The sequence below is a fragment of the Celeribacter naphthalenivorans genome (genome assembly GCF_020524585.1).
In the GTDB taxonomy this organism is placed as follows: Bacteria; Pseudomonadota; Alphaproteobacteria; order Rhodobacterales; family Rhodobacteraceae; genus Celeribacter; species Celeribacter naphthalenivorans.
Map to the genome: position 1 here is coordinate 631,351 of NZ_JAIVLK010000001.1, position 14,185 is coordinate 645,535.

11 protein-coding genes are annotated in these 14,185 nt (G+C 62.8%); 6 read left to right on the plus strand and 5 right to left on the minus strand.

Features of this window, described 5'->3' with window-relative positions; all coding sequences use genetic code 11:
* Positions 1-76 precede the first annotated feature (76 nt).
* The 3 genes from dsrO to LC094_RS03085 are packed head-to-tail and all read left to right on the plus strand — an operon-like array spanning position 77 to position 5,041.
* A complete protein-coding gene (dsrO, locus tag LC094_RS03075; protein ID WP_226550164.1) occupies positions 77-817 on the plus strand; it encodes a sulfate reduction electron transfer complex DsrMKJOP subunit DsrO in 741 nt (246 codons plus the stop codon).
* Entirely contained in the window at positions 817-1,956 is a 1,140-nt protein-coding gene (gene nrfD, locus LC094_RS03080; protein ID WP_226550166.1) for an NrfD/PsrC family molybdoenzyme membrane anchor subunit, read from the plus strand. The genes dsrO and nrfD overlap by 1 nt, the downstream gene beginning before the upstream one ends.
* 1 nt (position 1,957) lies before the next feature.
* Complete coding sequence (locus tag LC094_RS03085) at positions 1,958-5,041, plus strand: molybdopterin dinucleotide binding domain-containing protein (protein WP_226550168.1); 3,084 nt, start codon at positions 1,958-1,960, stop codon at positions 5,039-5,041.
* Positions 5,042-5,100: 59 nt separating this feature from the next.
* Here the strand turns inward: LC094_RS03085 and LC094_RS03090 are convergent, their stop codons facing one another.
* From LC094_RS03090 to LC094_RS03110, 5 genes are all read right to left on the minus strand, one after another.
* Complete coding sequence (locus tag LC094_RS03090; RefSeq protein WP_226550169.1) at positions 5,101-5,913, minus strand: sugar phosphate isomerase/epimerase family protein; 813 nt, start codon at positions 5,911-5,913, stop codon at positions 5,101-5,103.
* 7 nt (positions 5,914-5,920) lie between these two features.
* Positions 5,921-6,535, minus strand: coding sequence for an NIPSNAP family protein (locus tag LC094_RS03095; RefSeq protein ID WP_226550171.1), 615 nt, complete (start codon positions 6,533-6,535; stop codon positions 5,921-5,923).
* Positions 6,532-8,289: an FAD-dependent oxidoreductase gene (locus tag LC094_RS03100; protein WP_226550172.1), complete on the minus strand. Its 1,758-nt coding sequence runs from the start codon at positions 8,287-8,289 to the stop codon at positions 6,532-6,534. Before LC094_RS03100 ends, LC094_RS03095 begins: the two co-directional genes overlap by 4 nt.
* Positions 8,290-8,357: 68 nt before the next feature.
* Positions 8,358-9,191, minus strand: coding sequence for an IclR family transcriptional regulator (locus LC094_RS03105; RefSeq protein WP_226550173.1), 834 nt, complete (start codon positions 9,189-9,191; stop codon positions 8,358-8,360).
* A 4-nt stretch (positions 9,192-9,195) separates the two neighbouring features.
* A complete protein-coding gene (locus LC094_RS03110) occupies positions 9,196-10,275 on the minus strand; it encodes a Gfo/Idh/MocA family protein (RefSeq protein ID WP_226550174.1) in 1,080 nt (359 codons plus the stop codon).
* A 237-nt stretch (positions 10,276-10,512) separates the two neighbouring features.
* Here LC094_RS03110 and LC094_RS03115 point away from each other — a divergent pair, with 237 nt between their 5' ends.
* The 3 genes from LC094_RS03115 to LC094_RS03125 all read left to right on the plus strand — a co-directional run bounded on the left by LC094_RS03115 (position 10,513) and on the right by LC094_RS03125 (position 14,148).
* Positions 10,513-12,282: an FAD-dependent oxidoreductase gene (locus tag LC094_RS03115; RefSeq protein WP_226550175.1), complete on the plus strand. Its 1,770-nt coding sequence runs from the start codon at positions 10,513-10,515 to the stop codon at positions 12,280-12,282.
* Positions 12,279-13,199, plus strand: coding sequence for an NAD-dependent epimerase/dehydratase family protein (locus tag LC094_RS03120; protein WP_226550177.1), 921 nt, complete (start codon positions 12,279-12,281; stop codon positions 13,197-13,199). The genes LC094_RS03115 and LC094_RS03120 overlap by 4 nt, the downstream gene beginning before the upstream one ends.
* 151 nt (positions 13,200-13,350) lie before the next feature.
* Positions 13,351-14,148, plus strand: coding sequence for a shikimate dehydrogenase family protein (locus tag LC094_RS03125; protein WP_226550178.1), 798 nt, complete (start codon positions 13,351-13,353; stop codon positions 14,146-14,148).
* Positions 14,149-14,185 lie beyond the last annotated feature (37 nt).

A 14,185-nucleotide genomic window follows, 5' to 3' on the forward strand; every position in this document is an offset into this window, starting at 1 on the left:
CCACGGGTTTCCGCCGATACCGCGCAAAATGCCCCGGACGTAGGGTCTGGCTGAGCCACAAGAAAGGATCAGCCAAATGGACACGACACGTCGCGGGTTTTTAGGAGCGATCGGACAGGTGACCATCGGTGCCGCGGCCTCTGTCGCGGGCGCCGGCCAATCCGCCAGCGCCGAAGGCACAGATGTCCCGCATTGGGGCATGGTGGTCGATCTCAGGAAATGCATCGGCTGCCAGGCCTGCACCGTCGCCTGCATCATGGAAAACGCGGTGCCCGAGGATGCGTTTCGCACCCATGTTTCGGTCTATGAATTGGTCAAGGAGGGCCAAGACCCCGCGATGGTGATGCTGCCCCGGCTGTGCAACCATTGCGACGATCCGCCCTGCCTGCCGGTCTGTCCGGTCGAGGCGACGTTCAAGGCCGAGAATGGCGAGGTCTTGGTAGACGCGTCGAAATGCGTTGGCTGCGCCTATTGCGTGCAGGCCTGTCCCTATGACGCGCGGTTCATCAACCACGAAACCCAAGTGGCGGACAAATGCACCTTTTGTTTTCACCGCACGCAAGCGGGGCTCTTGCCCGCCTGTGTCGAAACCTGTGTCGGCGGCGCGCGCAACTTTGGCGATCTGAATGACCCGGAGAGCGAAGTGTCGAAAATGCTGCGCGACAATGAGGTCTCGGTGTTGCGCCCCGAGATGCACACCAATCCGAACGTCTATTACATCGGCCTCGATGACGTGCTCGACGGGCGTGTGGCGGGCGAAGCCGCCTATCACCCGGAAATGGCCGATGCCGTGCAACACCATGGGGAGGGCCTGTGATGGAAACCCAAGTTCACGAACTCGTCGGCGCCGTACATGACGCCGCATGGCAGCCTTGGGCGGTGCAGTATTTCTTTCTCGTCGCCATCTCGGTGACATCCCTTCTGATGGCGCTTCCCGCCTTTGTCTTTGGCAAATCCGCCGACCTGCGCGCCGCGCGTCTGGCGCTTATGGTCGCTGTCACCACCGGCATCACCGCGCCTATCGCGCTTTTGGCCGACCTGCACCAACCCTTCCGGTTCTGGGAGTTTTTCGTCTACACACATAAAAGTTCGTGGATGGCCTGGGGCGCGTGGATCGTGCCGTCTTATGTGGCGCTGATGCTGCTGTTCGCCTGGGCGATCCACCGGCCCGAATTTGACCGCATGGGGCAGGACGACTGGCGGTTCGCCTGGTTGTTCCGGCTGTTCTCCTTGGGCGGGGCCTCGAATGGTTTCGCGCGTCCGCTCGGGATGCTGGCTGGTCTCGCAGCTCTCGGCATCCTCGTCTACACCGGCTCCGAAGTGATGGTCGTGCGCGCCCGTCCGCTTTGGAACACGCCCTTCTTGCCGCTGCAATTTGCCGCCACGGGTGTCGTCGGCGCGCTGGGGGTGATGTTGATCCTCGAACGGATGCTCTGCCGCGACGGCGCCTTGGAAGCCACGCTCAACCGCCGCCTTGCCTTGGCGCTGGCACTTGTGGCCGCGCTCGGGGGGGCATGGTTCGCCGTGGCGATCTCCGGCGTCTCGCCGGTGCATTCCGAAGCGCTGGCCTCCGTCGCGGGCTTCCCGGTCTGGCAACAGATCGCGCTCTGGGGCGCAGCCTCCGTGGCGATCCCCTTTGTCCTCGCTCTGACCCTGCCACGCAACACCGGGCTGATCACCGGGCTTATTGCGATCCACGCCGCGTGGATGTTCCGCTGGACCGTGTTCATGGGCGGCCAAGCCGTGCCGAAAGTCGGCTCCGGCCTCTATGACGCGCTCATGCCGACAGGAGTCGCAGGCCTCATGGGAGTCATCGGCACCTTTGGTCTCTGGGTCTTTCTGATGATCGTCTACACCACCTTCGTGCCATGGTCGGGGGACGCGGCGGATGCCACACCGTCCGCGCGCACCTCCGACCAAGCCCCCCGTAAATCTGCCAGCCCTCAGGAGATCTGACATGACCAACCGTCGCAATATTCTCAAAGGTGTCGCAGCCGCAGGTGCGCTTGGCACATTCGGGGCAGGCTATGCCGAGACCGTCCAGAAACTCGCCCGAGGCAAATGGTCCGGGGAAAAGCCCCGCGATGAACATGTCGTCGGTAATTCGATCCCGCCGGAGTTCTCCGTCGATCCCGAAACAGGCGATGTGACGCTCAACCCCGATCAGGCGATGAGCTATACCATGTGCATCGGCTGCACGACCATGTGCGGCGTGCGGGTGCGGGTCGATAAGGCCAAAAACAAGGTGCTGCGCGTCGCGGGCAATCCCTATTCGCCGATGAGCACCGATCCCTTTATCCCCTACGAGTCCTCTGTCGCTGAAAGCTTTGCCGCCATGGCGCAGGCCGGACCGGGGCAGGGGCTGACACGTCGCTCGACGGCCTGCGGGCGCGGCAATGCGGTTCTGGAACAGGTCGACAACCCGCGCCGGGTGTTGAAACCCTTGAAACGTGTCGGCCCGCGTGGCTCCGGCCAATGGCAGACGATCAGTTTCGAGCAACTGGTCGAAGAGGTCACCGAAGGCGGCGATCTCTTTGGCGAAGGCCCGGTCGCCGGTCTGCGCGAAATCCGCGATCTCGACGCGCCTGCCCTGGAGGGTGCGCCCGAGTTCGGCTCGCGCGCCAATCACCTCGTCTGGATGAACTGCGTCGATGACGGGCGCGATAACTTTGTGCTGCGCTGGCTGAAACAGAGCTATGGCTCGAACAATTTCACCCGTCACGGCGCCTATTGTGGCGGGGCCTACCGCTCCGGCTCGGGCGCGATGTTCGGCGATTTCAAAGCCATGCCGCACGCCAAACCCGATTTCACCAACGTCGAATTCGTGATCTTTGCGGGCACGGCACCGGGCAATGCCGGGAACCCGTTTAAACGCATCGGCAATTTGGTGGCCAAGGCCCGCGCCGACGGCGATCTGAGCTATGTCGTGGTCGATCCGATCCTCAACAACGCGCAAAACGGCCCCTCGGGCGCGCGCGCGCGCTGGCTTGCGATCAAACCCGGCACCGATGGCGCGATGGCCATGGCGATGATCCGCTGGATGTTTGAAAACGACCGTTATGACGCCAAATATCTGGCGCAGCCCTCGAAAGCGGCGGCGGAGGCGGCGGGCGAGATGAGCTGGTCCAACGCCACCCATCTTGTGATCGTGGAGCCAGATCATCCGCGTTTTGGACACTGCTTGCGCGGGTCCGATATGGGCCTCTCTATCGAAGGCGAGGCCTATTCCGAGACCGATCCCTTTATGATCTCTTCCGATACCGGCCCAGTTACCGGCCCTGTCCCTGCCGGTGCCTCGGCCGCGCCTTTGTTCTTTGATGGCGTGGCCGAGACCCAAAACGGGCCTGTCGCGGTGAAAACCGCGCTGACGCTCTTGCGCGAAGAGGCAATGTCGCAGGACATGGAGGCCTATGCCAAAGACTGCGGCATTCCGGTCGAGAAACTCACCGATCTGGCCCGCGAATTCACCAGCCACGGTCGCAAAGCCGCCGTCAGTTCCCATGGCGGCATGATGAACGGCTCGGGGTTCTACAACGCCTATGCGTTGATGATGCTCAACACGCTCATTGGCAATTTGAACTGGAAAGGCGGCACGATGATTGCGGGCGGTGGCTTCCCGGAAAACAAGGGCCCCGCCTACGATCTCGCAAGTTTCCCCGGCGCTGTGCAGGCCAAAGGTCTGCCCTTCGGGCGCAACGTGCCCTATGAGAAAACCTCTGAATTCAAAGCGAAAAAAGCCGCTGGTGCCGCTTACCCTGCCGATGCGCCCTGGTATCCCAACGCGCCGGGGCTTGCGACCGAATGGATGTCGTCGCTGGTCACCGGCTACCCCTATAAGGCCGAAGCGCTCATCTTCCGCAACACCAACCCGATCTACGGCGTCCCCGGCGTGGCGCATCTGGTGGACGAGATGAAAGACCCCGCCGTGGTGCCTCTGATCATCTCCATCGACCCGTTCATCAATGAGAGCACCGCGATCTCCGACTATATCGTGCCGGACTCGGTGATGTATGAGACCTGGGGCTTCACCAAACCCTGGGGCGGTGTGGCGACCAAAGCGACCTGTGCCCGTTGGCCGGTCATTGAGCCGAAAATGGACCCCAATGCCGAAGGCGAGCGGGTGGGGATGGAGACCTTCCTCATCGCGGTCGCGAAACGCATGGGCCTGCCGGGATTTGGTGACGCGGCGATCCCGGACGCAGAGGGCACTTTGCACCCGCTGAACCGCGCCGAGGATTGGTATCTGCGCGGGGCTGTGAACGTGGCGATGATCGGCGCGCCGGTGTCGGATGCCTCCGACGAAGATATCGCTTTGTCCAACGTCGCGCGCATCGCCGATGATCTGAAAGCCACGCTAAAGCCCGAGGAATGGCGCAAGGCCGCGACGATTTTCGCCAAGGGCGGGCGCTATGAAAACATTGAGCGCAGCTATCAGGGCGACAAGGCGACCTATGCCTTCAACCCGCCGATGCTGGTCTGGAACGAGGGACTGGGGAGTTTCCGCCGCGCCACCACCGGCACGCGGCTTCCGGGCACGCCCGCCTGGCGCGCGCCGGAGTTTGCGGATGGCTCAAAAGTCAGCGATCACTACCCGCGCGAAGACTGGCCCATTCAGGTGATCAGCTTCAAATCGCCCTTGCAGAACTCCTATTCCGTCGGTGCGAAATCCCTGCTCCGCATCGTGGCGTCGAACCCGGTGAACATCGGGCGCGATCTGGCGGCGGCGCATGGTATTCAGACCGGCGACATGATCCGGCTGACCACGCCGGGCGGCACATTGGAAAGCGTTGCCGTGGTGCGGGCGGGCGTCGCGCCTGACACGGTGGCGATTGAACATGGCTTTGGACATCGCGGCTTTGGGGCTGAGGACATCACCATCGACGGGGCGACCATGCCGGGCGATCCGCGACTGGCGGCGGGTGTGCTTTTGAATGATCTGGGCATGTTGGACCCGACGCGTGCGAAGGCTGGCGTCTGGGTCGATCCGGTGTCGGGCACGGCGGTGCGCCACGGTTTGCCCGCCCGGATCGAGCGGATCTGAAGGTCCATCAGAGACGGTCCCCCCCTTGCACGAAAGCGCTTCGCGCAAGGGGGAGTGTTTTAGCCTGCCACCAAGGATTTGGTGCGTTCCAGTGCCTCAATTGCACGGGCCATGGCATTCATATGCTTGGCTTTTTCCAGCTGCGGAATTTCCACGCTTAGCACCGTGTCCGAGGGCAGCGCCTCGACCATGTCCTTGAGATCAATCCCCCCGTCGCCGGGCAAAAGCCGCGCGCCGCGGGCGATCTCGATCAACCCGGCGTCGCTTGGATCATAGGGCTTCGGCCCGTCGCAAATCTGGGCGTAATGGATCATCTCCGGCGGCAGATTGCGGATTTGCTCCACCGTGCCGCCCGCCCGATCCCAATGCAGCCCGTCGATCAACACGCCGCCGTTGCTTCGCCCTGCGGCGGTCACAATCGCCTGCGCTTCGGGCAGGGTCTTGACCCCGGTCCAAGGCATGAACTCCAAATCCCCGGTCAGACCATAGTCCGCCGCCAGATCGCAGAACGCGGCGAAGGTCTCGGTCAGGCGCGCGTGATCCGGGTCATCGCCCGCGACAAGCACGTTCTTGGCGCCAAGTCTTTGCCCAAGCGTCAGAAAATCGCGAAACCCCTCGACCTGCGTGTCGGGTTTCAACCGCGCGATCTCGATGTCGGCAATGCCGATCCCGGTCTCGTCGAGCGCCGCTTTGACGCGCGCCTCAAGCGCCGGGTCGGTCAGGATCGGGTAGGGCGGCTCCGTCGGGGCGGCGGGCAGAAACCGCAGCCCCACAAGATCATAGCCCGTTGCCGCCGCAATCCGCACCGCCTCGTCGGGCGGCACCTCATGCGTGGTCAGGAATGCCAATGAAAACAGATGCATCTGCGTCATGCCCCGATCATTTCAGCGGCGAGAACGGCAGCGGCATCGCCACGGCGCTGGTCATGTCTGGCGTCAGCCAGTCCGGGCCGCCTTTGGCCGGCCATTTGCCGTCGGCGACCGATTGGCTGCGGGCTTTCGTGCGCGCCTCAAGCGAGCTGTAGGGCCAGATTTGCGTGACGCGCGGGCTGCCATCCAGCCCCCACATCGCGAGCGTCAGCGCAGAGTATTCGGAGCGCGCCGGAATGGCCTCGCGCCATTTGTCCTGCGTCACCGAGACGCCGTTGAGCTTGGCCTTATAGGTGCGGAATTCATAGACCGGTCCATAGCTGCCCGGCGTGACGGGCGGCAGGAAATCGAAGGCTTTATAGCTGTCGAACCGCAGATCGACGAGATGCTCCACACACCCCATCGGATTGTCCGACATCACCGCACGTTCGCGCTCGGACATCATCTCATCGAGGCTGTCGAAGCTGCGCAGCACATAGACTTCGTTCAGATTGCCGATGTCAGTGCCAAAGGCGCCCAAGAGCGTGCCTTTGCCAGCGGCGAGCCAATTTTGCAGGCCCTCAGAGGCCTTGCCCGCCCCGAAAATGACCGTCTTGAGGGTCGCGATTTCATAATAGCTCATCATGCTTCCTTTCTTTGGAGTTCAATGTCTTGTGAGGCCTCATCGAGACCTGTCACCGGCAAACCCGCCAGCCGCCGTGCGGTGACGTAGCCGAATGTCATCCCCGGCCCGAGCGTGATCCCGCCCGAGGGGTAATGCCCGCCCATGATCGAGGCGGCGTCATTGCCGATGGCGTAAAGCCCGCCGATGGACGTGCCATCATTCGCGAGAACCTGCCCGTCAGCACCGGTCTTGATCCCCGCGAAGGTGCCAAGCGAGCCAGGGATCAGTTTGACGGCATAAAACGGGCCATGCTCCAGCGGCGCGAGCGAGGGGTTCGGACCTTTGTGTTTGGCCCAGCCAGAGACCCGGTTGTAGGGCGTCTCGCCCCGGTGAAACTCCGGGTCGTGCCCGTCGCGGGCATGGGCGTTGAACCGCGTCACGCTTTGCTCCAGCGTCTCAGGCGGCAAACCACATTCCACCGCCAGGTCCCGCAGGTTCCGCCCACGTTTCAGATAGCCCGAGCGCAGGAAAGGTCGGAGCGGGAAGGGAAAGGGTTTCGCCCAGCCGATGCCGAATTGCCGTTGTGCCTTGTGGTCACAGATCAACCACGCCTCAGGCGTCTCCTCTTCAGGGGTGACGGCCAGGAGTGTCTTGATAAAGTCGTGGTAGCTCACCGCCTCGTTGACAAAGCGTTTGCCATGGCTGTCGACCGCCAGAAATCCGGGTTTGCCGCGATCGACGAGATGGGGGAAATTCTTAAACCCGCCTTTGCCATCCGGCACCAGCGACACCGGCGCCCAGGCGGCGGGTTCGACAAGCGTCATGTAGATCTGCGCGCCGATGGTTTCCGCGATCCGTATCCCGTCGCCGGTGTTGGTGACAGGGGCGGCAGAGGCATGGGCGCGTTTGTCGAGATGGGCGAAATGCCCCTTTTGGCGGGTCGGATCATGCGGGAAGCCGCCCGCCGCCAAGATCACCCCCTTGCGGACGGTGATCAATTGGTCGCGCCCGTGATGGCGCAGAGTGGCGCCCGTCACCTGAGCGTTCTCGACGATCAGATCGGTCACCGGGCAGTCGCTCCAAAGCGTCACGCCGCGATCCGAGGCGGCTTTCAACAGTCGCGCGACCAAGGCATTGCCGCCCACCAACTGCAGGCTGCGGCCCTTGGTGGCGAGGTCAAAGGCATGGCGCGCCAGACGTTTGGTGACATGCCACATCGAGGCGGGCGCGCGCGTGGCGTTGAAGAAATGCGCCATATCCGCGCCGCTGTTGATCGCCATGCCGCCCAGGGTCAGCACGTCACGCGGGGGGCGCAACTTGTCGATCAGCGGGCCAAGCGCGCGCCCGTCAACCGGCTCGGCGGTCACTGAGCGCCCGCCCTCCGCCGCGCCATCGTGATCGTAGAAATCCGGGATCTTATTGCCATCGCGCCAGACCATGGCTCCGATGTCTTCGAGAAACCCGACCATCTCCGGGCCGTTTTCCAAGAACACCTCTAGGCGCGGATCATTGGCTCGGTTGCCCAACAGCGCGCGCAGATAGCGACGCGGGGCCTCGGCCTCTTCAACAATGCCCGCCCGCACCGCCAATGGGTTGCGTGGCACCCAAAGCCAGCCGCCGGACCACGCCGACGTGCCGCCGAAAACTTCGGTTTTCTCCGCGACGAGCACATCCAAACCCGCCTCTTTCGCCGTGATCGCGGCACAAAGCGCCGCTGCGCCTGATCCCATGATCAGAACGTCGCAGGCCTGAACGCCCGCCATTTCACTGTCCATTGTTCTGCCTTGGTCTACATGCGCGGAAGGCGCCGCGCGTTCGGGTCAGAGGGCAGAACCGTGACGGTTCAGCCGGCCTGACGGGTTTCGGTTTTGGTTTCGGGCGCTTGCGTCCGGTTGCGATTGAAGAAAAACGACGCCTCAGAGGCGGCGCCGATTTCTTCGGCTGCTTCTTTCAGAAGCGGGAAAAACGCGTACATTTGCTCAGGCGTCACGCGCACGGCAGGGCCCGCGATGGAGAGACATCCGATCACGGCACCGGTTTCACTTGAGCGGACCGGCATCGCCATGGCGCCCATACCGGCGTGATAGCTGTCGACACTGACGGCATAGCCGCGCGCGCGGGCCTCTTCTACGGATTTGAGCACATCGGTGATGGTCGTCGGCGCGCTTGGCCCGGTGATGAAATCCGCAGTCAGCCCCTGCGCACCGATTTTCGCCAGCACCTCTTCGTCGCTCATGGTCGAGAGCCAGGCCTGGCCACCGGCGGAACAGGCCAGATGCACCTTGATGCCTTGCTCGCGGCCCGGATCGTAGCGCAGCCCGGCAACCGCGCCCTGCGCCACGCCGACCCAGACGAGATCCTCGCCGTCGATCACCGACAGACGCACCAGCTCGCGGGTGTCTGCGGCCAGACGTTCCAAAATGGGCTGCGTGATGTCGGGCACGCCGGTGCGGGCCAGAAAGGCCAAGCCGATGCCCGCCAGTTTGATGGTCAGCGCATAATCGCCCTGATTGCGCAACTGGCGCACATAGCCAAATTGCGACAGCTCCTTGAGCAGCCGATGCGCCGCCGAGGCTGGCATATCCAGCTCGCTCGCAATCAGGCTGACCTGCATCCCTTCGGGGTGTTCGCCCAGAAGTTCAAGGATCGCCAAGGTTCGCTCCATCACGCCAGACATAATCTTACTCCATCATCGCTTTCAGCTCAGATGCAGCGTTTTGCGGCAGCGGGTCAATGCGGGCAGGGCGATTTTCCGCATGCGCGCGTCGAATGGCTTCGATCACGGCGATATTTGCGGCGCCGTCGGCCAGAGTGATGCGCGGTGCCTCGTCACCTTTGATGACGGCCGCGAAATGGCGGATCTGTTCGACATAGCTGTCTTGTGGCGTGGCGTGGAGCGGGTGGTTGCCCTGCGTCACGGTCCAGTCGCGCGCGCCCTCATGGGTCCAGAACGCCAGATCGGGCAGGCTCATCCCCGCCTGCGTGCCGGAGAACATATGCGAGACGGCGGGCATGGCGGGAAACCGCGCCGGGTTCTCGCCCGCTGTCGTGTCCCAGCACCAGGGGCCGACGCCTGCATCCGTCAGCGAGACCGTGACCAAACCGCCACCTGCGAGTTTGAGCAGGACGCTGGCCGTGTCCTCGACCTCAAATCCGCGCTGGCGGTTGCTGGAGAGGGCAAAGACCTCCGTGATCTCGCCAAAGAGATGCCGCACAAGGTCGATCTCGTGAATGAGGTTGATCAGGATCGGCCCGCCCGCACCCTTGTCGCGGCGCCAGGCGACGTCGAAATAGCTGTCGGGTTTGTAGAGCGACGCCATGATGGTGCCGGACACCAATGTGCCGAAGCGCCCCAGATCGATGGCCTCTTTTGCGGCCTGAACGATCGGATTGTGGCGGCGATGGTGGCCGACCAGACCGGGCACGCCGGTGCGCTCCGACAGGGCCACGAGATTTGCACAGGCGGCGGCGTTTTCGCCCAGTGGCTTTTCGACCAGCACAGGAATTCCTGCGCTGATCAACGCGGTGGCTTGCGGCACATGCAGCGCGTTGGGCGTGGCGATGATCGCACCGTCGATGTCTTTTGGCAGGTCTTCGATTTTGCTGAAATGCGGGCACTCCATCTCTGTAGCCAGCGCTTTTCCGGTTTCGAAAGGATCGACGATTCCGGCCAGATCCGTGTTCTCACACGCCCGAATCGCCACAGCATGTGTGCGTCCAATGGCGCCTCCGCCAATCACCGCGATACGCGTGCGTTTCATGCTGTTTCTCCTCCCGAGAGATCATTTGGGGGACCCGTTTTTGGTCCCTCTTGTTGCACTGACTATAGCAAGTCGAATTAAAAATAAAAGAAGTTTTAAAACTTGAAAGAGTTTCCAGAATCTATAATACTCATGAAAAGCGGTCACGGATCGCAGTGCAGGCCCAAGCAAAGGCTTCAGGTGGGTCACCTGAAAAACACATTTTAAAACATGGTCTTGCACATAAGGGAGGAAGATATGAACACAGAATCGCGCGCCAAATCTCAAAGAGCGCCTCAGGTGAAATCCCTGCCAAAGGATGGCAGCTCTTATGATGTCGTCGTGCTGGGCGCGGGGGCGGCGGGCATGTCGGCGGCCACCTTTGCGGCGATGGAGGGCGGGCGCGTTCTCCTGGTCGAGCGCACCGAATATCTGGGCGGCACATCGGCCTTTTCCGCGGCCACAACATGGGTGCCCAACACGCGATTCCGCGACGAGCTTGGCGCCGAGGACAGCGAAGAGACTGTGTTGGGTTTTCTCGACCGTGCCGTCGGCAATCGCGCGCCGCGCGCCTTGCGCGAAGCCTTCGTCACACGCGGACCGGAGGCCATTCACCGGCTCGAAGACGAGACCGACGTCAAATTCCGTGGCCGCCCGTTCCACCCGGATTATTTGTACGAACTCGAAGGCTCGACCTCTTTTGGTCGCGCGCTGGAGCCCGAGCCTTTTGACGGGGCGCTCTTGGGTGATGACATCTGGCTGGTGCGCCCGCCGATCCCGGAATTCACCATTTTGGGCGGGATGCAGATCGACCGCGACGACATTCCGCATCTTCTCAAGATGAAACAGAGCGTCCGTTCCATGGCCTATTCGATGCGCATCGTCGCGCGGTATTACCTGCGCAAATGGGCGCATGGCCGCGACACGCGGATGCTGATGGGCAATGCTCTGATCGGGCGCTTCCTCTATGAAGCGCGCAAACGTGGGGTAGAGATTGCGACGCAAACCAAAACCACCGGCCTGACGCCTCTGGGCGGCGGCGCCTATCAGCTCACTCTGGAGCAGGGCGGCAAGACGGTCACGGTGACGGCCACCAAAGGCGTCGTTCTGGCCTCTGGCGGCTTTGCCCGCCATCCCGTCAAGCGGCAAGACATGCTGCCCAATCCGGCGCCCCGTGTCTCTCCGGCGGCTCCGGGTCACACGGGCGAGCTGCATGACATCGTGCTGGGCCTCGGCGCGCATTATTCCGACAGCTCTGCGCAGCCCTGTTACTGGGCGCCAGTGTCGATCCGCAAACGTAAGGACGGCACGGAAGCGGCGTTTCCGCATTTCGTGCTGGACCGCTCAAAGCCGGGGATCATTTCGGTTGGCAAGGACGGCAAGCGGTTTGTCAATGAAAGCCGCAGCTACCACGAATTCGTCTCCGCCATGTATGCCGCCGACAAGGACGGTTCGCACATCCCGACCTATCTGATCGCGGATGCGGCAGCGGCCAAGAAATACGGTATGGGGATGATCCATCCGGGCACGAAAGATTTCACGCCCTTCCTCGCCGACGGTTATCTGACCCAAGGGGCGACGCTGCGGGAATTGGCGCAAAAACTGGGCATCGATAAAGCCAATCTGGTCGCCACTGTCGAGCGGTTCAACGCGCTGGCGAAAACCGGCGTCGACGAGGATTGCCATCGCGGCGAGACAGTGTATGAGCGCGCCAATGGCGACGCCACACATGGACCGAATCCGACGTTGCGCCCGCTTGGGCCGGGACCGTTTTATGCGGTGAAACTCTACCCGGGCGACATCGGCGCTGCGACCGGTCTGGTCACCGATGAAAACGCGCAGCTTTTGCATCAAGACGGCTCGGTAATCGAAGGGCTCTATGCCGCCGGTGCCGATATGAATTCGATCATGGGCGGGGTCTATCCGGGGCCGGGGATCACCATCGGGCCGGGCATCGTCTTTGGCTCCATCGCGGCGACCCATGCGATGCATCGCCCGATGGCAAGCCACGCACGGAAAGCCTCATGAGCGGCTGGCGCGATCACCCCGTCCTCGTGACTGGCGGCACCGGGTTTCTGGGCGCTTTTGTGGCCCGGGAGCTGGTGGCGCAGGGGATGCGCCCGCGTCTCTTTGATCTCAAACCCGATGCGCAGACGCTGGAGTTCGTTGCGCCGGGCCTGTCGCGTCAGTGCGAGCTGATCGCGGGCGACGTGACAGACCGTGCGGCGGTGGCGGAGGCCATGGCGGGCTGCGGTGCGCTCATTCATCTTGCGGGGCTGATGACGGTGGATTGCAAAGCCGATCCCATCCGCGCCGCGCAGGTCAATCTGATCGGCGGGCAGACGGTGATTGACGAGGCCGTGGCGGCAGGTGTCAGCCGCATGGCCTTTGCGTCCAGCTCGGCGATCTACGGATCGGGAGAGGGCAGGCTGCCCCATCCAGAGACGCTCTACGGGGTGCATAAGCTCGCGATTGAAGGCATGGCGCGCTGTGCGGGGCTCGATCATGGCCTGCTGAGCGTCGGGTTTCGCCCCTATATCGTCTACGGTCCGGGCGAGAGCGCCGGGATCGCCGCGGGCCCCTCGATTGCATTGCGCGCGGCCGCGCTTGGACAATCCGCGAAAATCGAATTTTCAGGTGCTGTGGGATTTGTCCATGTGGCGGATGTGGCGCGGGCCTTTGTGACGGGATTGTCCAATGCGGAAACGGGCGCGCCCTGTTTCGATCTGCATGGTGTCTCGGCATCTGTGGCAGAGTTTGTGACGCTTTTGTCCCGCGCCGTGCCGGGGGCAAGGGTGGATGTCGCAGGTATGCCATTGAAAACGCCTGAAATACTTCAGGGAGGGGCGCAGGCCGCATGGTTTGATGCGCTGCCGGTCACGGGGCTTGAGGAGGGGATCGATACCACGCTTGCGCATTGGAGGAATGCTGCAGTTGCAGCATGAGCGCGACGACAGGGATGTCACGGAGCGGGCGGCAAGGCTCTGACGAATTGTCCAACTTATCCGGGCCGCCGTCCATTCAGTGTTGGATCAAGGATTGCAATTTTAAACGAGAGGTGACGCGACGACAGGTGGCGTCAGGGAGGAAATGGGAATGGATGTCGAGCTGAACGGGGAAACCCGGCTCTATCCGATCGCGGGCGATCCGATCGCTCAGGTCAAATCGCCGGGGCTTTTGACGGGCATTCTGGTCGCACGCGGCCTCAACGCGCTTGTGCCGCCGATGCATGTGCGTCCGGGCGACTATGCCGGTTTTGTCGCGATGATGAAACAGCTGCCCAATGTCGGCGGACTGATCGCCACCGTGCCGCACAAACAGGCGACGTTGCCGCTCTGCGATCATCCGACGGAGCGGGCCGTGTTCGCAGGCTCCGTCAATGTGATGAACAAACGCGAAGACGGCACATGGCAGGGCGATAACACCGATGGTCAGGGCTATATGAACGGCGTGGCCGAATGCGGTTTTGACATCAAAGATAAACGTGCGCTTTTGGTCGGTGTCGGCGGGGCGGGGGCGGCGATTGCCTATGAAATCCTCGCGCGTGGGGCCGCCTATCTGGCGATCCACGACGTCGACGAGAGCCGCCGCGACGCCACGATTGCGCGGCTGTCAGACCGCTTTCCCGGCAAGGTCGGCGTCGGCAGTGCCGATCCGACGGGGTTCGATTTCATCGGCAACGCCACGCCCGTTGGCATGCGCGAGGGCGATCCTCTGCCCATCGAGGCGGAGAAATACGAGGCGCATCAATTCGTCGCCGACAGCATCACGAAACCGGAGATCACGCCGCAGCTTGCCATCGCACAGAGCAAGGGCTGCGCCATCATGCCGGGGCTCGGCATGTTCAACGCGCAGGCGGATCTTTTGGTCGACGTCATGACGGGGAGCGCGTGACGCCAAACGGGGACACATCCCCTCATCAGCATCTATC